The organism is Embleya sp. NPDC055664, from assembly GCF_053618075.1.
Window position 1 is genome coordinate 65363 of sequence record NZ_JBSHGZ010000001.1, and the last position, 18116, is coordinate 83478.

General features: G+C 70.1%; 16 protein-coding genes. 6 read left to right on the forward strand and 10 right to left on the reverse strand.

The window, feature by feature from the left end; genetic code table 11:
- Positions 1 to 194: 194 nt before the first annotated feature.
- On the reverse strand, positions 195 to 695 hold the full coding sequence (locus tag ACWGR4_RS00270; RefSeq protein ID WP_452129958.1) for an AMIN-like domain-containing (lipo)protein: 501 nt from the start codon (positions 693 to 695) through the stop codon (positions 195 to 197).
- A 202-nt stretch (positions 696 to 897) separates the two neighbouring features.
- Here ACWGR4_RS00270 and ACWGR4_RS00275 point away from each other — a divergent pair, with 202 nt between their 5' ends.
- On the forward strand, positions 898 to 1275 hold the full coding sequence (locus tag ACWGR4_RS00275; RefSeq protein ID WP_452129959.1) for a peptidase inhibitor family I36 protein: 378 nt from the start codon (positions 898 to 900) through the stop codon (positions 1273 to 1275).
- A gap of 19 nt (positions 1276 to 1294) precedes the next feature.
- Here ACWGR4_RS00275 and ACWGR4_RS00280 read toward each other — a convergent pair whose 3' ends face one another.
- Together ACWGR4_RS00280 and ACWGR4_RS00285 are read right to left on the reverse strand one after the other, a co-directional pair.
- Positions 1295 to 3181: a serine/threonine protein kinase gene (locus ACWGR4_RS00280; RefSeq protein ID WP_452129960.1), complete on the reverse strand. Its 1887-nt coding sequence runs from the start codon at positions 3179 to 3181 to the stop codon at positions 1295 to 1297.
- 78 nt (positions 3182 to 3259) lie between these two features.
- Complete coding sequence (locus tag ACWGR4_RS00285) at positions 3260 to 3781, reverse strand: hypothetical protein (RefSeq protein ID WP_452129961.1); 522 nt, start codon at positions 3779 to 3781, stop codon at positions 3260 to 3262.
- 69 nt (positions 3782 to 3850) lie between these two features.
- On the opposite strand from ACWGR4_RS00285, the gene ACWGR4_RS00290 reads away from it, so the two are divergent.
- Positions 3851 to 4390 (forward strand): hypothetical protein, encoded by a 540-nt coding sequence (locus ACWGR4_RS00290; RefSeq protein ID WP_452129962.1) that lies wholly within the window; start codon positions 3851 to 3853, stop codon positions 4388 to 4390.
- Here the strand turns inward: ACWGR4_RS00290 and ACWGR4_RS00295 are convergent.
- Together ACWGR4_RS00295 and ACWGR4_RS00300 are read right to left on the reverse strand one after the other, a co-directional pair.
- Positions 4352 to 5914 carry an MDR family MFS transporter gene (locus ACWGR4_RS00295; RefSeq protein ID WP_452129963.1) on the reverse strand — a complete coding sequence of 521 codons (1563 nt, stop codon included), beginning with the start codon at positions 5912 to 5914 and terminating at the stop codon, positions 4352 to 4354. The genes ACWGR4_RS00290 and ACWGR4_RS00295 overlap by 39 nt on opposite strands.
- An 82-nt stretch (positions 5915 to 5996) precedes the next feature.
- A complete protein-coding gene (locus ACWGR4_RS00300) occupies positions 5997 to 6491 on the reverse strand; it encodes a hypothetical protein (protein WP_452129964.1) in 495 nt (164 codons plus the stop codon).
- 242 nt (positions 6492 to 6733) lie between these two features.
- Between ACWGR4_RS00300 and ACWGR4_RS00305 the strand changes: the two genes are divergently transcribed.
- The 3 genes from ACWGR4_RS00305 (at position 6734) to ACWGR4_RS00315 (ending at position 10811) form a co-directional block, all read left to right on the forward strand.
- On the forward strand, positions 6734 to 7156 hold the full coding sequence (locus ACWGR4_RS00305) for an ATP-binding protein (protein ID WP_078974902.1): 423 nt from the start codon (positions 6734 to 6736) through the stop codon (positions 7154 to 7156).
- 762 nt (positions 7157 to 7918) lie between these two features.
- Positions 7919 to 9832, forward strand: coding sequence for an IucA/IucC family protein (locus tag ACWGR4_RS00310; RefSeq protein ID WP_379996303.1), 1914 nt, complete (start codon positions 7919 to 7921; stop codon positions 9830 to 9832).
- Between the two features lie 34 nt (positions 9833 to 9866).
- Complete coding sequence (locus tag ACWGR4_RS00315; RefSeq protein WP_452129965.1) at positions 9867 to 10811, forward strand: hypothetical protein; 945 nt, start codon at positions 9867 to 9869, stop codon at positions 10809 to 10811.
- A gap of 139 nt (positions 10812 to 10950) precedes the next feature.
- Here the strand turns inward: ACWGR4_RS00315 and ACWGR4_RS00320 are convergent, their stop codons facing one another.
- Positions 10951 to 12156 (reverse strand): DUF4073 domain-containing protein, encoded by a 1206-nt coding sequence (locus ACWGR4_RS00320; RefSeq protein WP_452129966.1) that lies wholly within the window; start codon positions 12154 to 12156, stop codon positions 10951 to 10953.
- Between the two features lie 339 nt (positions 12157 to 12495).
- On the opposite strand from ACWGR4_RS00320, the gene ACWGR4_RS00325 reads away from it, so the two are divergent.
- Positions 12496 to 13281, forward strand: a complete 786-nt coding sequence (locus ACWGR4_RS00325; RefSeq protein WP_379996310.1) for a hypothetical protein — start codon at positions 12496 to 12498, stop codon at positions 13279 to 13281.
- 38 nt (positions 13282 to 13319) lie between these two features.
- Here the strand turns inward: ACWGR4_RS00325 and ACWGR4_RS00330 are convergent, their stop codons facing one another.
- From ACWGR4_RS00330 to ACWGR4_RS00345, 4 genes are all read right to left on the reverse strand, one after another.
- A complete protein-coding gene (locus tag ACWGR4_RS00330) occupies positions 13320 to 13874 on the reverse strand; it encodes a methylated-DNA--[protein]-cysteine S-methyltransferase (protein WP_380042765.1) in 555 nt (184 codons plus the stop codon).
- Positions 13871 to 15331, reverse strand: coding sequence for an AlkA N-terminal domain-containing protein (locus ACWGR4_RS00335; protein ID WP_452129985.1), 1461 nt, complete (start codon positions 15329 to 15331; stop codon positions 13871 to 13873). The genes ACWGR4_RS00330 and ACWGR4_RS00335 overlap by 4 nt, the downstream gene beginning before the upstream one ends.
- Positions 15332 to 15418: 87 nt before the next feature.
- The gene (locus ACWGR4_RS00340; RefSeq protein WP_452129967.1) at positions 15419 to 16789 is read right to left on the reverse strand and encodes a DUF2252 domain-containing protein; all 1371 of its coding nucleotides are present in this window, start codon (positions 16787 to 16789) and stop codon (positions 15419 to 15421) included.
- Between the two features lie 181 nt (positions 16790 to 16970).
- The gene (locus tag ACWGR4_RS00345; RefSeq protein WP_452129968.1) at positions 16971 to 18068 is read right to left on the reverse strand and encodes a hypothetical protein; all 1098 of its coding nucleotides are present in this window, start codon (positions 18066 to 18068) and stop codon (positions 16971 to 16973) included.
- Positions 18069 to 18116 lie beyond the last annotated feature (48 nt).

Genomic DNA, 18116 nt, shown 5'->3' on the forward strand with positions numbered 1-18116 from the left:
GACGTGGATGTAGCCGGCGCTGAACGAGAAACGCGGAGCGGATGTACGAGGTCCACATAGTGCCCGCTCGCGGTTGATTCGCCGATGGTGCCGACCGCCGCCGAACCGGCGGCGGTCGAACGGCGGATGACCACGTGATCGGGGGTCGGTCGCGGCGACCGAGCGGTCGACTCCCGATCGGCGCCGGACGTCGATCAGCGCTGGACGTCGATAACGATGCGGCTCGGGTTGGTCAGAACGGACGTGACCACCTGTTGCACATTGCTCTTGTAGCCGATGCCGACCTTGAGTTTGCCTTCGAAGTCGCAGGTGATCGCGTATCCGGTGAGCGAGGGCAGGTTGGTCGTCACCTGACGCGGGCCCGTATAGGTGGGGTTGCCGTTGTCGTCGTGGGCGGCGCTCGCGATGTCCAACTCGAGGTACTCGGCGCTGTTGGGGAAGCTGATCGGCTTCCCGCTCGCGCACTGGTAGAGCTCGTTGCTCGTGGTGCTCCCGTAGGCGGGCACGCCGGCGGAGAAGTCGAGGACCACGCGGTCGTAGGTGGCGTGTTCCCCGGCGCGGATGTTGGTGAGGTAGGTGGCGCCGGCGGCCTGCGCCGTTCCGGACAACACGGTCGTCGCGGCGATGCCGACGACGGCGGCGACACCGAGCGCGGAGCGGACGAGATGGCGACGAGGGACGGACACAACAGCCATGACAGCCTCCGAGTAAAGCCGATACCTACACTGACGAAACGTTTCGCACTTCGGTTCCCGGATGCGGGATATTGATATCCGATGCACTCTTTAGAGCTAATTCACCGCCATTCGCGTGCGTTTTCCCCCTCCACGAGCGACCGTGGAAACACGTCGGAACCGGGGCACGGATTCGACGAACGGGGAACATCCCATGAACCGCATGCGACGCCGTTTTGTCTGCGCGCTGGCCTTGACCACGAGCCTGTTGACCGCGGTGGGAGCGCCCGGCGCATCCGCCGACACCGCTGCCGCGTCCGCGTGTGCGCCCGGGCAGGTGTGCTTCTGGCCCTCTCCGGGCTTCGCGGGCGCACCGACGGCGAGCTTCGAGTTGGCCGATTCCAACGTGGAGCAGTGTGTCTCCCTCCCCGAGGGGGTCGATGCGCTGTCCTTCGCGAACCGCATGGATCGCTACGTGACGATGTATCAGAGCCGGGAATGCGCCACGGAAGGCGACTTCAGCACCTATCCGGGTGAGGGCGTCTTCGTCCCCGATGTGCCGTTCACGGTAAGGGCGTTCGAGATCTGGGAGAAGCCGTGAGCGCGGTCGGGACCGCCGGTCACCCCTGGGCGCCCGAGTAGCCCGAGAAGTCGAAGGACGCGGCGATGCGATCGACCGTCGCGTCCAACCTCGGCGGCATCGCGAAGGTCTCGATCGAGAGCTTCGTGACCGGCAACCACCACACGCGTGGGTGATAGGAGGAGCCGTTGTCGCAACCGGCCGTCCAGCGCCGATAGTCGGCGGACTTGTTCCCGACCGGGCGCAGACCTCGTTCCACGATCGCCGAGGACGTGGTCAACGCGCTGCCGTGAGGGATGGTGCCGCGGCACCACGCGTCGCCCTGCCAGACCCACCCGGAACCGGATTCGAGATCCAGTGCCCGCCCCCATTCGTCACCGGGCGGGTCCGGCAGGCGGATCTCCACGCCGTCCACCGCGCACCCGTCGTTGGGGCGACCCAGAAGCGCGGTGGGCGGCAACACGCACACCACGTTCGGGCCGTCCGCGCCCTGTTCGACGGTCCAGCCCGCAGGCACGGCGAAGGTGATGCCCTGGAGGCTGTGCCGCGTCTCACCGCCGGAGTTCGGCGGGGCTGCCGTGGCGCGGGTCCCGGCGGTCGGGGGCACGACCGCGGCGGTGGGGGCGGTACCGCCGGGGGTGCCGTCGCCCGGTGACACGCGCCCTGCGGCGGAGGGCCGGGTCGAGGGGGTGCCCGTGGTCGGCGGGTCGGTCCGATGGGCGGCGGGGGAGTCGTCGTGGACAAGCCTGGGCACGGCCACCGCCGTGCCCACGGCCAGCAGGCAGGCCACGACGGCGGCCGCGATCGGACCCGCGCGACCACGCCTGCGGGGTTCGGCGGAGGGCACCGCCCAGGGTGAGGACGTGTAGGTCGGTACGTGGCTCGGCGGCGGTGCGGGGACGACCAGGTCGTGCGCCGGGCGCGCGGGCAGCGGGTGGGTGACCGACGGGCGCGAGTCGTCGGCAGGGGGAGCGGGGTGGGGCGGGGCGGCGGCGGGCAGGGGAGCCGGCATGGGCGGCCCGGACGGCGCGGGGGTGGGCAAGGAGCCGGCAGGGGCTTGGTGCGCGGGAAGCATCGTGGTGACGGCTTCGGGGAGCCATGTGTCCGGGGCCGGGTGCGCGTCCACGCCGAGTGCTTGGAGGTAGGCCAGTACCTGTGCGGCGGGTGGGCGGTCCTCGGGATCCTTGGCCAGACAGGACTGGATCAGGCCCCGGAGTTCGCGCGGTACACCGTCCAGATCCGGCTCGCCGTGCACGACGCGGTACACCACAGCCTCCACACGGCCGCCTCCGAAGGGTGGTCGGCCGGTCGAGGCGTAGGCCAGGACACCGCCGAGCGCGAACACGTCCCCCGCGGGCCCCACTTCGATGTCCAGCGCCTGCTCGGGGGCGAGATAGCCGGGGGAGCCGATGGTGCTGCCGGTGCGGGTCAGCGCGGTCTGCTCGCCGATCCGCGAGATGCCGAAGTCGATCACGCGCGGGCCGTCCTCGGCCAACAGCACGTTGGACGGCTTCAGGTCCCGATGCACCACCCCCGCGGTATGCAGCGCGGCCAAGGCCTCGGCGAGGCCGCCGGCCAACACCCGCACGGCCTCGACGGGCAGCGGCCCCTGCTCGACCACTGCCGCGTGCAACGACGGCCCGGGTATGTAGGCGGTGGTCAGCCACGGCTCGTCGGCATCGGCGTCGGCGTCCAGCACGGGTGCGGTGAAGAAGCCCTGCACCCGGCGGGCGACGTCGATCTCGCGCCGGAACCTGGCCCGGAAGTCGGGATCCTGGGCCAACTCGGCGTGAATCACCTTCACCGCGACGGGCCGCCCACCGGGCGATCGGCCCAGATAGACCCGCCCCATACCGCCGGCGCCGAGTCGGCCATGGATCGCATAGGGCCCGATCCGCGTCGGATCGCCGGCCTGGAGCTCGCGCATCGATTCCCCCTGAGTCGATGGGTGTCCCTGCCCCCGCGACGCCGACTCCCCCGGCGACCACCTGCCCGGCGACCGCCGTCAGCGCGGCACGTGCGTCACGAGGTCGAGCAGATCCTGCCAGCGCATGACCGCCTGCGGGTCCCGAATCCGCAACGCGACGGCGGCGCGGGTGAGATGCTCCCGGGCCCGGCCGGGTGCGGACACGGGATCGTCGGCATGCCCGGATTCGGCGTCGGACCCCGACTCCCACTCTCCGGCAGCGGGTTCGGCGGTGTCCCATGCGGCGCGGAACACGGCCGCTATGGTGTCGGGCTCCAACCGACCATCGTCCCGCAACGATTCGCCGGCCCGCCGAAACGCGGCGAGGAACGCGGCGGCCGACGGCTCCGGAGTCGCCGACAGCGCCTGGATCAGGTCCGCGGCGTCGGCCGGCGTCGGGCAGGTCGGGACGCGTGGCCCGGCCACCCAGTACACCTGCTTGTGCGGCATTCCGGACTCGATCACCAACCGCCCGGCGATCGCGCCGACCCGGTCGGCGTAACCCCGGATCCGGAAACGTGCGCCATTGTCGTCCTGGCGCCACAGCTCCCACTCGTTCATACGACACAGTGTCCCTCGTTCGAGTGATCGCAGGGCGCGGCAACGCGACACTCCGCTCCAATACATCGCATGACGACGATGACCGTGACGGCCGCCGAGCAGGTTCGGGACACCGACCGAGTGCCTTCGCCGCATCCCGAGTTGGAGGCCGCGGTCGACGCGGCGCTCGAACGGTTGATGCGCGCCGGATCCACGCGCTCCACGTCCCCGCTGCCGCGCCGTACCGCCTTCGAGGCCCGTGCGACCACCGAGCCGGAGGCGTGGGCGCGTTGGTGGCGCCGGTTCGAACCGGCGCGGGAGCGGCACGACCTACCGGCCATACGCGGCATGATCCTGGGCCTGATGGCCGGCTACGGCCTGTCCCGGCTGATCGAGGGTGTTCCCGAACGCAGCCTCACCCGACGCGTGTGCGACGTGGTGGCGGTGCTGCATCGACTGAAGGAGCGGGGCCACCACGAACTGGTCCCGGACCTGGCCGGACTCGCATTGCGCCGACTGGAGACCGACGAGGCGCTCGCCGCCAACCCCAACCACTGGGCCTGGGACGCGGCGGAGGACCTGCGCGATATGTCAGCCGGCCTCGGAGAGCTTGCGCTCGGTGTCCGCTGACGCGGCCGTCAGATGCTTCGGTCCCCGGCGCAGCGGGATCTCCCGCAGCAGCAGTGCGAGTACGAAGCCGAGCACCGCGATCGGGATCGCGGCGAGGAACACCGCGTCCAGAGCGTCCGCGAATCCGGCCAGTGTCGCCTCCCGTTGCCCCGCCGGCAACGCGTCGATCGCCTGCCGTGTCACGCCCATGCCGCTCTCGCCGGCCCCACCCGCGACGGCGCCGTCGGCGAGCCCGTGTGCGAACACCGCTCCGAGCACGGCCGCGCCCAGCGCCGAACCGATCGAGCGCGCGAACGAGTTGAGGCCGGTGGCCACGCCGATGTCGGCTTGGTCGACCGAGTTCTGCACCGCGAGTGTGGTGACCGGTCCGATCGTGCCGAGACCGAATCCCAGCACCATCAGTCCGATCAGCAGATGCGGGTACGGGCTGTCGGTGCCGAGCAGTGACAACACCGCGAGCCCGGCCGCGGCGAGCAGGGTGCCGATCAGGGGAAAACGCTTGTACTTGCCGATCCGCGAGATCAACCGACCCGTCAGGGTCGAACAGACCATCATCGAGAGCATCATCGGCGCGAGCAGCAGCCCCGACTCGGTGGGCCCGTGACCGCGCACGATCTGCTGGTAGATCGGCAGGAAGGTGCTCATCCCGATGGTCAGGCACCCGGTGACCATGGTCAGGGGGCATGCGACGCGCACGATCGTATTGCGCGAGAGCAGCCGTAGGGGGATCAACGGATCGACTGCGCGCCGCTCGACCAGGACGAATGCCGCAAGCATGGCGACCGCAGTGCCGGCCAGGGCCAGGCTCGGCGCGGAGATCCAGGCGTACTGCGTTCCGCCCCAACTGGTGAACAGGATCAGGGCGCTGGTCCCGCAGGTGAGCAGCGCGAGCCCGTACCGGTCGAACGGACGCTTGGTATAAGCCTTGCGCGGCAGCCTGAGCACCACCGACGTGACCATCAGAGCCACCGCGCCCAGTGGGATGTTCACATAGAACACCCACCGCCACGACAGCGCTTCGGTGAAGAAGCCGCCGATCAGGGGCCCACACACGGTCGAGAAGGCGACCGTGGACGCGATGAACCCCTGGTAGCGACCGCGCTCCGCAGGTGGCACCAGATCGCCGATGATGGCCTGCGCGTTGCTCATGAGCCCGCCGGCGCCGAGCCCCTGGATCACCCGGAAGGCGATCAGGGTCCCCATCGACTGGGCGATTCCACACAACATCGAGCCCGCGAGGAAGACCACGATGGCGAACTGGAAGAGCCGCTTGCGGCCGTGTACGTCACCGAGCTTGCCGTACAGCGGGATCGAGACGGCGGTGGCGAGGGTGTACGCGGTGGTCACCCACGCCAGATGTTCGAGCCCGCCGAGGTCGGCGACTATCGTCGGCATCGCCGTCGAAACGATGGTCGCGTCGAGCGATGCCAGCATGACGCCGAGCATCAACCCGCAAAAGACCAGCAAGATCTGGCGATGCGTCAGAGTGGGTGGGGCGGCGGTACCCGCCCCCGAATCCTTCACATCGCTAAAAGCTAGGCTGGGTAATGAACCATGTCAATGATCATCCCGGCCCGGGCCCGCGATGTGCCTCGATGCGGCCCGCCTACGCGGCGCCGCTGCGCAGCAGGGCCACCACTCCGTCGACGCCCTCGCTGCGCAGTCGCTCCACCACGCGTACGCCCTCGAGGCGGGTCTTCATGTCCTGCGGTGTCAGGCCTTGCTCCAGGCACGCGGCCGCGAGCTTGTACTCGGTGGGCAGGATGCCGGCGGTCAGCCAGGCCAACACCTGGGCCGCCGTCAGGTCCAGCTGGGTCCAACTCGTCGCCATCGCGTGGCGTTGCTCCGGCGTGGTTCGGGGGTCGATCTGCTTGATCACCCGACCGATGTCGAGTACGCGCGTAGCGTCGCGATTGGGAGCCGCGGTGGGCGCCGGCGCCGGGATGACCGCGCGCGGCACCGACTGCGCCTGACGGCGCTGCTGCGGCGGCTGGTGTTGTCGATTGGACCGGGTCGGCGTTTCCGAACTGCGCCGACGAGGCCGCCGACCGTCGAGGAGATTGGCCAGCATGGCCTGTTCGACGGCATCGAGATCTTCCACCACAGGTAGTCACCCTTCTGGAATCCGCACCGTGCACAATCCGGTCATTCGCGAAGGAATGCCGTTGTTCGGCGCTCACAATCACACGCCGGGAGGGACGTGGACTGCGATGGTCTTGCCCATGTCGACCTTCGCTCACACACGCGACCGATCATCGAATCGTAGCGATATGACGAATCGTCAACCGTGCGCCCGCAAGCGCGCCGGTCAGTACGCTGAGGCGCGGTGCCGAAAGGGGTGACATGGGAACGGGATACGAGCGATCCTGCTGGTTCACCCTGCCCGCCCAACCCGCCTCCGTCGCACAGGCCCGGCGTGCCCTCGCCGACCATCTGACCTACTGGGGACTGCCCTACGGGCACGACTTGGGCTACGCCCTCAAGTTGGTCGCCTCCGAACTGATCACCAATTCCGTCGAACACGCGGCCGTACTGTCGCCGGAGGTCTCGGTGACGTGCACCGTGCACGACGGCTGGCTGTGGCTGGGTGTTCGCGACCGCCATCCCTACCGTCCGGTCGCCCTGTTGGAAACGGTCGACGACACGTCGGGCCGCGGCCTGTTGATCGTCCGCAACATCGTCACCGAACTCGCCGGTCAGATTCACATCGAGGCCCACCCGGACGGCAAGACGCTGTGGGTGATACTGCCGTGGCCGGTCGCCTGATCCCCTTCCCGGCAGGCGCGGGCATACCGCGCCCACGGTGAGCGCGTGCGGTCGAACCCGTCGTAAGCGCACGTGAGATCGGCCGAGGTGGACGGTGACGGAGCCCCTGCGGGTGCGGGCTCCCGTGCGGACGCGCGGAACGGATCGTGAGATTCCCTTCGCATGCGACCCTCGGCGCCCGCGGGACAAGGGCATTCGTATCGTAACCGCATGACGGCGATGCGTGATGGCGATCGGCGGATCACGCGATCGTCGCAGGGATATCCTCCACAAGTGCCCCGAGGCGTCCCGAAGTGGTGCAAGCTCCTTGTGGAAGTGAGGGGTGTGCCGCGTGGCTTCCCCTCGTCCGTCCCGATCGCCACCGGCGGATGGGCGGATCCGCCCCAGGCCCACCGGCATGTTCACGGGCCGGCGCGGGCGGACGGAAAACCGGCTCGGAAACGCCTGTTCCGGCCGTCGACGTCACTGTTACCGGGAGGTTCGTATCGTGCGGAGGAGTCCTCCGAACCGCTCGGTGACGACGTTTCGGGTGGTGGCTCGCATTCGCCGTCGATGCCGTGCCCGACGGTGTCGCGGATCATGACGAGGGGTCGCCATCGCGCAAAGCCCGCACACGCGGGCCTGTTGCGGGACATGATTCTGATAACCAACGGATTGCCGTACGGTGAACGTCCCTCGGAGCGGTGGCGAATGGACCGCGTCCACGATCCGAACCGTAGTCCGACCCACGGCCGTGCAGACCAGGGGAGGTACGTACCGCACATGTCGACATCCGCGGAGGCGCTTCCGGAGCCGGCGCGACCGGGCAGCCCTCGAAAGCCCACCCCGGGGCCCGCCGGCGACGAACCCTCGCCGGCGCGTGACCATCCGGCCCACGTCGAACCCGAACACCCGCGCACCGGTGCGGTACTCGGCGCCGCGCGGCACTCCGGCCCCGGTGACCGGGTCTCGACCGATCCGCTGCTCGATCCCGTGCCGGCGCGCGCCGCCGATCACGCGGCCATCGAAAATCTGCTGCGCTGCCGCATCCGCGAGAGCGGAACGGTGGTACCGGCGGACGGCCCGTTACGGCTTCCGTTGCCCGCGACCGCCAGCACCGTCGTCGCGCCGATCCTGTATCGATCCGAGACGGGCATGCACCGATTCGGACCGGTCCGACTGAGCAGCGGCGTCGCACTGGACGCCACCACGCTCGCGGTCCTGCTCGCGATCGAGGCCGCGCACGGTCGCGTCGGCTCGATCACCGCGATCGCCGACATGACGGACCGGGTCATCGACTCGACCCGGCGGATCGCGCACCACCTTTCCGAGCGTCGCAAGTCGCCCGAGGACGTTGCCGGGAACACACCGTTCCTGAGCACCGAGCAGTCGATCGTGCTCGGTCACCCGATGCACCCCTCGCCGGCATCCCGGCAGGGCATGTACGGACCATCCTCGCCGCGTTACTCGCCGGAACTCCGCGGCTCGTTCCCGTTGCACTGGTTCGCCGTCGACCCCTCGGTCGCGGTTCACGACGGCGACCTGGGGCGGCCTGTGCCGGTCGTCCTCGCCGGCCTCGCCGAGGGCGACGTGAACCTGCCTCCGGGCATGGTCGCGTTGCCGGCGCACCCGTGGCAGGCCCGGGACGTGCTCGCCCGCCCGGGCATCGCGGCCCTCCTGGATCGCGGCCTGCTGCGCGACCTGGGGCCCGGCGGTCCCGCCTGGTCGGCGACATCCTCGCTGCGCACGGTGTACCGCTCCGGCGCGCCTGTGATGCTCAAGACCTCGCTCGGCGTCGAGATCACCAACTCCCGGCGCGAGAACCACCGCAGTGAACTGCGCCGCGGTCTCGCGGTGCACCGGATGCTCGACGCCGGCCTCAAGCGGGTCATGCATTCTGCCCATCCCGGCTTCGACGTGCTGCGCGACCTGGGCTGGATCGCCGTCGACATCCCGGGCGGGCGTGGCGAGTCGGGGCTCGAACTCGTGGTGCGCGACAACCCGTTCGGCGCGCGCGATCGCGTGCACTGCATCGCGGGCCTGGCTGCTCCGCGCCCGGACCTGGCGCGGAGCAGGTCGATGCTCGCCGATGTGCTGTACACGCTCGCCGCGCGCACCGCGACACCGCTGCGGGAGACCGCGGAGTCGTGGTTTCGGCGCTATCTGGACGTGTTGGTCGCGCCGATCCTGTGGTTGCACGGTGAATACGGCTTGGGCCTGGAGGCGCATCAGCAGAACACGATGGTCGTGCTGGACACCGACGGCCGCCCTATCGGCGGTCGCTATCGGGGCAACCAGGGTTACTACTTTTCCGCCGAACGGGGCGCTCGCCTGGCGCGTTGGCTCCCGGGCGCGGGTCGGGATCTGGGCACGTGGTGTCCCGATCATGTGATCGACGAACGGCTCGGCTACTACCTGGCGATCAACAACGTGCTCGGTCTGGTGGGTGCGATGGGTGCGCAAGGACTGGCGGACGAACAGGCGTTGATCGCGATCTTCCGCGACCGACTGGTGCGCACCCGCACCGATCATCCGGCCGGACGCCCGCTGGTGGACCGCCTCCTCGACGGTGCCACACTGCGGTGCAAAGCCAACCTGCTCACCCGCGTCGCGGGTCTCGACGAACTCGAAGTCCCGTTGGAGACCCAGTCCGTCTACGTCGACATCCCCAACCCGATCGCGGGCGTACGCGGCTGAGAGGTTTTCGTACCACCACAGAGGAGACGGCACGGTGCGCGCGAACGTCACGGTCCTGGCGCTGCACCGGCACGAAGGCGAACCACTCGAGTACGAGGACGCGGTCTGGATCGGTGACGGCGCCGGCCGGGGGTTTTTGACCCCGGCCGGGCCCGCCTGCAGAAGAGCCCGGGTGGACCGACCCGGCGCACTGCGCGTCGCGCTCGCGGACGGCGCCGCGGAGAGCCTGCTCGCACGGCGCTGGGCCGAACTCCTGGTCCGCGCCTGCGGGGCGGCGCCCACACCGCTGCTGTGCGGAGGCACGGGCTTCGCGGACGTGTTGGCGCGGGCGGCGGACCGATGGCCCGATCTGACCAGGCGCTACCTGGTCGAGCGGGACCGGCGCGGGATGCCGGTACAGCCCTACGAACTCCGCAAGTTGACCCGTGGGGCACACGCGTCCGCAGTCCTCGCCGCACACCTCGCGCCGCACCCGTGGCTGTCGGGACGGGGCCAGTGGGCCGCGGCCGTGCTCGGCGACGCGTACCTTTTCCAGGTCCGCGGTGACCGTCTCTGGCGTGTGTTCCCGACCTCTCGGCGGGTGGATGTCGCGACCAGCAACGGCGCGGATCCTGCGGCGGTTGCCCGACGGGTGCGATGCGCGCGGGGCACCTGGACCGACCGCGACCTGCTGTACGTCGCCAACGACACGGCGGGCGCATGGTTCCTGCGCACGGCGCTGGCGGGCGGCCGGCCGTGGGAGGAACTGCGGGAACCCGCGGCAAGCGGCCCTTCGGAACTTGCCCGATGGGTGGCTGCGCGCCGGCGGGCGGGTGTGCTCGCCGACGGCGATCTCACCCTCGTGCGGGTCGATCCCACGATCGGGCCGCCTCGGCTGCCGGCGACCTCGACCTCCGACGCGGAGCCGGCTCTCGCGGCGGAAGTCCTGCCCGCGCCGCCCGGTTCGACAACGGCCGGACCTCGAGCCGGGGCCCGGTAGCGCTCGCGTGCGCTCGACCCGCCGCGCACAGCACGTGGCCCGCGCCGTCGTCGCGCCGCTGTTCGCGAATTCGACGGCACGGATGGGGGTGGGACCGCCCGAGGCACGGTCCCACCCCCATCGGCTCGGTCGCAGCTGATCAGCAGGCGCCTTGGTCCTCCCACACGCCCCACGGGCCGGTCGTGCCCGGCGTCTCGCCGCGCGTCCACCACTTGGCACGCCAGGTGCGGTTGTTCCACACCACGGTGTCGCCGTTGTTGTACGTCATCGACTCCGTCCACGGCTTGGCCGCCGCGCACTTGGTGTGGAGCTGGACGTTCAGCTCCTTGATCCAGTGGTTGCGCCGGAAGTCGCGTGCCTTGATCGTCACCCGGTCGTTCGCGACCTCGACCTGAAGCCCGCTGTTCTCCAGCCCGTCCAGCGCGCTCTCGCCGCCGGAGCCGTTGTCGGTCCACTGGGTCTGCACGGCGCCGGTGTTGACGACCGTGAAGCCTTCGAGGTTGCCGGTCCCCGGCACGACCTTGCGCACGGCCCAGTCGGACAGGTTCAGATCCCAGTGCGTGTGGGACGTGAACAGCACGGCGTCCTTGTGGGCGCCCAGGATGTTCATGAGCCGGTCGGCCTGGAGGTAGTCCGACTTGTAGAGCTTGTTGCGCGTGCCCGACACCGTGTCCGGAAGGACGTGGTGCGAGAACACGAACGTGGGCTTGCCCTGTGCCTCCCAGTAGTTCATCCGCTGCTCGAGCCAGGTCAGCTGCTCTTCGCTGAACCACACCTCGTCCCACTTGGACGGGTCGCTGTACTTCATGTACTTCTCGGTGCCGAGGAACAACATCGGCACACCGTCGACGACGCGCTCGTAGTAGACCTTGTCGAGGCCGGTGAAATCGTAGAAGTTCTGGAACAGCGACTGCTCGGTCGTGCCGTTCGGCCAGGTCTCCTGGCACAGCTTGTCCGGGTTGCAGTACTTGGGCACGTAGAACTCGTGGTTGCCGATCGTGAAGTACGTGTTCGCCGGGTGCGGGCGCGAGTTCAGGACCTGCTTCACCTGGTCGTACTCGGCCTTGTAGCCACGCGGCGTGATGTCGCCGTTGACCACGAGCGCGCGGCTGTCGGGGTTGACGACCTTCATCTGGTCGAGCGCCCGGCCGAAGTCCGCCAGGTCGCCCTGTACGTCGCTGACGACGTTGAAGGACACCTTGGCGGGCGCGGCGGGGGCCGCGCTCGTGGGGGCGGCCGCGCGGGGGGTGGGGCGGCTCTCGGCGTACGCGGCGCTCGCGCCCGCAGTGAGGGCGAGCGCGGCGCACACGGCGGCGATGCGCCGGTGCTTGCGGATGTCGGGCATGGCGATCCTCGGGACAGGAGGCAGTGGGGACGCGCCCATCACACCGGTTGGGGCCGGCCGTTGGGCGGCCCTCGATGATCATGAAGATGTCGAGCAGCTGAAGATCATCCGCGAATCCGGCAAAGTGTGCCTCAAGTTGTCCACAAGTGCCCGGTTGTCCACAGCTCCCGTCGCCGGCAGCACGCGGCCGGCCGCACGGACCAGGATCCGGGAATGGAAGAGGCCCTACGAGTCCTGCGGGAGCTGGCATGGCAGTACGACGGAGTGGTGACACGGGAACGAGCGACATCCGCCGGAGTATCCGGACAGGTGTGGCGAAGGCTCGTGAACGCTGGGAAGGTGCGCGAGATCGCACGCGGCGTGGGGCACGTCGATGCCGATCGATGTCTGCTCTCCTCGCGCGGGCTGTTGCGTGCCGGGCTCGCGGCGTATGGAGAGCGGGCCGTCGCCGTATTGCACAGTGCGGCCCGTATGCACGGGATGCGTGGCGTGCCACACGAGGCATGTGTGCACGTGGCGACGCCCGATACCGCCTCGCGTCGTGGTGGTCCGGGGATCGTGGCGTATCGCCGTCGGCTGCGAGCCGACGAGACCGTGACGGTGGACGGCCTGCCGGTGACGACGCCGGTGCGCACGCTCGCCGACCTCGTCCCGAGGTTGTCGCCCGAGGAAGGTCTCGCGGTGCTCGACTCGGCGCTGCACCTGGGACTGGTGGAGGAGGCAGACCTCGTGGGAATCGAGCGGGTGTCGGCGGGCCGTCCCGGCGCGGGCCGAGTGCGACCACTGCTCGCGATCGCGGACGGGCGAGCCGAGAGCCCGTTGGAGTCGCGGGTACGGCTCGACTGCGTGCGCGGCGGGGTCGCGCCGGACGAGTTGCAGCACGAGGTCGCCCTGCCCGGCGGCGGTCGGGCCCGGGTGGACCTCGCGTGGCTCACCGGCTTGCGGCCCGTCTTCGCAGAGGCGGACGGGATGGACGTGCACTCGCGGCCCGACGCGCTGTTTCGCGATCGGGCCAGGGCCAACGAACTCGCTCTCGTGGGCGCCCTGGTGCTGCGTTTCACCTGGCACGACACGCTCCGCCGGGGACAGGTGGCCGCGCTCGTGCGGCGAGCCTTCCAGTCGTGAGTCCCGTGGCCGCGGTGGTGTCGTCGAAGGCGGCCTCGCTATCCCGTGACGCGGACGTTCTCCAGGGCCAACAGGCGTTGCTTGCGCGGCAGTCCGCCGGCGTAGCCGGTCAACGTGCCGTTCGCACCGATCACCCGGTGACACGGGATGATGATGCTGATCGGGTTGCGACCGTTGGCGAGCCCGACCGCTCGGGAGGCGGTCGGTTGGCCGAGGAACCTCGTCGCCAGGCCGCCGTAGGACATGGTGTGCCCGAACGGGATGGTGGTCAGGGCCGACCAGACCTTGAGCTGGAAGGCCGTGCCGACCGGCGCCAACGGCAGGTCGAACTCGCGCAGTTCGCCGGCGAAGTAAGCGCTCAACTGCGCCTTCGTCTCACCGAACGCACCGGGATCGTGTACCCAGTCCGCTTTTGGCGTCGCGCCCATGAACAGGGCGGTGAGCGAGCGGCCGTCGCCGATCATGAGCAGCTCGCCGACGGGGGAGTCCATCGTCGCGTATCGACGAGGGCCGTCGAGGGGGGTGTTGAACACGGCGGGAGGCACGTTGGGGTCGGGCGCTTCGACGGCCTCGAACAGGGCGTCCTGGTTCATGCGACTTCCTTCACCGAGACGGTGGACGTTGCGGACAGGCTCGCCCACAGGTGGTGCAGTGCGTACGAGCGCCACGGGGACCACGACTGCGCCGCCGAGATCGAGAGGTTCAAGCCCGCGAGCGCGTGCTTGACGCCCAGATCCGTCGGCAGGAACACGTCCGGATCGCCGAGTGCCCGCAGTCGAATGTACGACGCCGTCCAGGGGCCGATGCCCGGAAGGGCCAACAAAGCAGCCTCGGCGGCCCGACGATCGACCCCCGGGTCGAGGCGAACGGCGCCGGACGCGAGTGCGCCGGTGAGCGCGAAGAGCGCCTTCTTACGCGCGTTGGGCATCGGCAGATCGGCCGGATCCGCGTCCGCCAGCGCGGCGGCTGCAGGGAAGGCGTGAGTGAGTGTGCCCTGAGGTGCGGGCAGCGGCTTGCCGTACAGGGACGTCAGCCGACCCGCGATCGTGCGCGCGCCTGCGACGGAGACCTGCTGGCCGAGCACCGCCCGCACGGCGAGTTCGTCGGGGTCCACATGGCCCGGCGAGCGTAGCCCGGGTGTGGCCCGCACCAGGGCGGCCAGCGCGCCGTCGGCGAGTTCGGCGTTGCCCAGTGCCTCGTCCACCGCGAGCGGGTCCGCGTCCAGGTCGAGCAGGCGGCGGCAGCGCTGCACGGCGGCGCCCAGGTCGCGCAGATCGGCCAGGACCAGACGGCACCACACCCAGGAGGGGCCGGGGGAGAGTTCGACCACCCCGGTGCCGTGCGGGAGAGACAGCACCCTGCGGTAGACGCCGTGCGCGTACTCCTCGATGCCGGGCACCGCCCGCAGACCCAGGAAGTCGAGCGCGTGTGCGAGTGCGATCGGCTCCCGGTAGGGCAGGCGCAGCCGGATCTCGCCGGGCTCGACGCCTCGCGCGCCGGCGCGCCCGCGCACCTCCGTCGGAGTGCGCCCGAACACTTCGCGCACCGTGTCGTTGAACTGGCGCACGCTCGCGAAGCCGGCCGCGAACGCGACCTGTGCGATCTGGAGATCGGAGGTCTCCAACAGGACCCTGGCCGTTTGCGCCCGCCGGGCCCGGGCCAGCGCGAGGGGGCCCGCGCCGACCTCGGCCATCAGCAGGCGGTTCAGTTGGCGGTCGCTGTAGCCGAGGCGACCCGCCAGGCCGCCCACGCCCTCGCGGTCCACGACGCCGTCCGCGATCAGGCGCATCGCCCGGCCGACCACGTCGGCGCGCACGTCCCACTCCGGCGATCCCGGCGAGGTATCCGGACGGCAGCGCTTGCACGCCCGGAAACCCGCCGCCTGCGCGGCCGCCGCGGAGGGGTAGAACCTCGCGTTCTCCCGCTTCGGCTTGACCGCGGGGCAACTCGGCCGGCAGTAGATGTCGGTGCTTGTGACCGCCATGTAGAACCAGCCGTCGAACCGACTGTCTCGGCTGCTGCACGCTCGGTAGCACTGCTCGTCGTCCATCACGTCGACCAGTGTCACCCGCTCCCGGCCCGGGGGCCGGCGGGAATCGGACGCCGGCGTGGTGCCCCTCCGGGCCTCGAGGCGGGGCTACAAACCCCGGATCAGACCGTTGCGGAAGAGGTCCACGAAGATCGCGTGGTCGGCCCGGGCGCGTGCGCCATAGGCGTGTGCGAAGTCCACCAGCGACGTGATGAAGCCATCCTCGTCGCGCTCGATCGCCGTGCGGATGGCGTCCTCGGTCGAGAAGGGTACGAGCGTGTGACCACTCTCCTCGTCCGCGACGGCGTGCATCGTCGCGGTGGCGCGGCCCAGGTACTCCACGACCTCCGTGATCGTGTCCACCTCGTTGAGGTCGGACCAGTCGAGGTCGTTCGCGTAGGGTGAGACCTCGGCGACCAGTTGCCCGATCCCGTCGATGTCGGTGTAGCCGAGCCACGGGTCCGCGTGCGCCTGCAGGGCGCGCTGGGAGATGACCGTGCGGTGTCCCTCGTGCTCGAAGTAGGAGCGCACCTCGGGGTCGGTGACGTGATGGCTGACCGAAGGCGTCTGGCCCTGCTTCATGTACAGGATCACGTCGTTCTCCAGCGCCTCCGTGTTCCCCTCGATCAGCAGGTTGTACGAGGGCAGACCGGCGCTGCCTATGCCGACTCCGCGCCGACCCACGACGTCCTTGACCTCGTAGGTGTCCGGCCGCTGCCGGGTCGCGGGGGGCAGTGTGTCGAGGTAGCGGCGGAATGCCTCCAGGACCGTCGCCTTGACGTCGTCCGGCAGCTCGAACGCGCCGCCCGACAAGGCGAACCGCCGTTCGTGGTCGGCCACGACCGTCTCCGAGCGCAACAATTCGATGCGGGTCTGCAGGCGGGCCCGGCGCAGGACCTCCAGCAGCGGACCCTCGGTCGTCGCCAGGGTCAGCGCGGAGTCCTGGGGCGTGGTCTTGTCGGTCAGCAGGCGAAGCTGGTCGAGGTAGGCCGCGCCGTAGGCGGCGACCAGGGACGCGATGGTGTCGTCGCTCAGCGCCTTGCCGTGCCCGATCAGCGCGAGGCTGGCGGCGAACCGCTTGACGTCCCAGGTCCAGGGGCCGACGTACGCCTCGTCGAAGTCGTTGACGTTGAACACGAGCTTGCCGTCCGCGTTCATGTACGTGCCGAAGTTCTCCGCGTGCAGGTCGCCGTGGATCCACACCCGCGAGGTGCGCTCGTCGAGGAAGGGATCCTCGCGGCCGTCCAAGTCGGCGTAGAACAGGCAGGCCGTGCCCCGGTAGAACGCGAATGCCGAGGCGGCCATCTTGCGGAACTTCACCCGGAACGCCGCCGGGTCGCCGTCGATCAGCGCGCCGAAGGCACGGTCGAAGACCTGCAGGATGTGTCGGGCACGCTCCTCGGCGTCCGTCGGGCCGTACTGCGCGTAGCCACCCTCGAACCCCACGCCGCCCAGACCGATACCTATGCCCCCGGTCATCGCGACCGCCTCTCTCGAGAATCCGCGGGGTCGGCAGGACCCCGCGTCAGGATCCCAGACGTCCGGCTGCGGGCGGCATCGAGCCCCCGAAGCGTGAGGGGGAGTCAGAGGCGCTCGGGGGCTCGACGTCCGGCGCCTGCCCGGACACCGCCGGGTCATGCCCGACAGGCGGCGGAGATCTTCAGCCGCTGTTTCCGGGGCCGGGGGTCGACGTGCTGGGAGATGCGGTCCCCGGCGCAGTGCCGCGGGTGTGTGCCGACCATGTTCCCGCGAACGGTTCCGCAGGCGGAACGGCCTTCCCACTGCTGCCCGTCGGACCGGACGGCGCGTTCGCCGGCGGCAGCTGCGGCTCGTACTTCGCGTCCGAGGAAGAAGCGCGGACGAATACCGGCAGGGCGCTGTCGGCGATCTTGTTGATCTCGGGTGGGATCCATACCCTCCAGACCGGATCGAGCGCGAATCCGCGCAACGCGTCCATCTGGAAGATCGGCGTCTCCCGGCTGACGGGGCCCTTCTCCTCGCGGGAGGCGATCTCCCTGATCTCGACCACGACGCCGTCGGGGCGCTCGACGCGCACGGACCAGTCCTTCGGTCCTCTTCCCGACGGACCGGCCTTGCCGTCGGCACGGTTTGCCGGGGTGTCCGCCGACGCGGGGTAGACCCAGTCCTGACGCTCGACCACGCGGGTGCCGTTCCCCATCTTGCGGTCCGTGCACGTGGCCTTGGTACTGCCGTCCTGCGGCGGACAGTGGACCTCGTCGGATTTCTCGGCGTCCTGCCGTACCGTCACCGAGAACAAGGTGGGGCCGGACGAGTCGTCGAGGACCAACGACACCGACGCGCCCGCGCTGCGTATGCCCGCGGACGTTTTGACTGTTTGATCCGACCCGGTGACTCCGGAGCGCACGAGGCCCTGCGGCACACGCTGCAGGAGGTTTTGCAGCAGCACCGGCGGCAGGACGGGCACCAGGCCGGTGGGTGCGGACAGGGTCGGCCCGGGTTTGGGTGCCGTCGCGGTCGGTGGGGCGGGGATCTCCGTCGCGATGCCGGCCGGGCCCGTGACATGCCGGTCGCCACCGTTGTCCCCGCCGGAGACGGCGAGGACGGTCGTGCCCGCCACGGCGAGCACCGCCGCGGCGGACGCGCCCACCTGGAGACGGCGGACCAGCTTCATCCGTCTGCCTCGGGCGATGCCGCCCGCGACCAATCCCGTCGGGGGCACCAGCCCCGACGCCGACGTCCGCATCGCGGCCGCCAGTTCCTTTTCCTCGGACCCCATAGACGTACCGTCTCCTCGCCATCCGTATGAACCCGGGTCGTCTCGTTC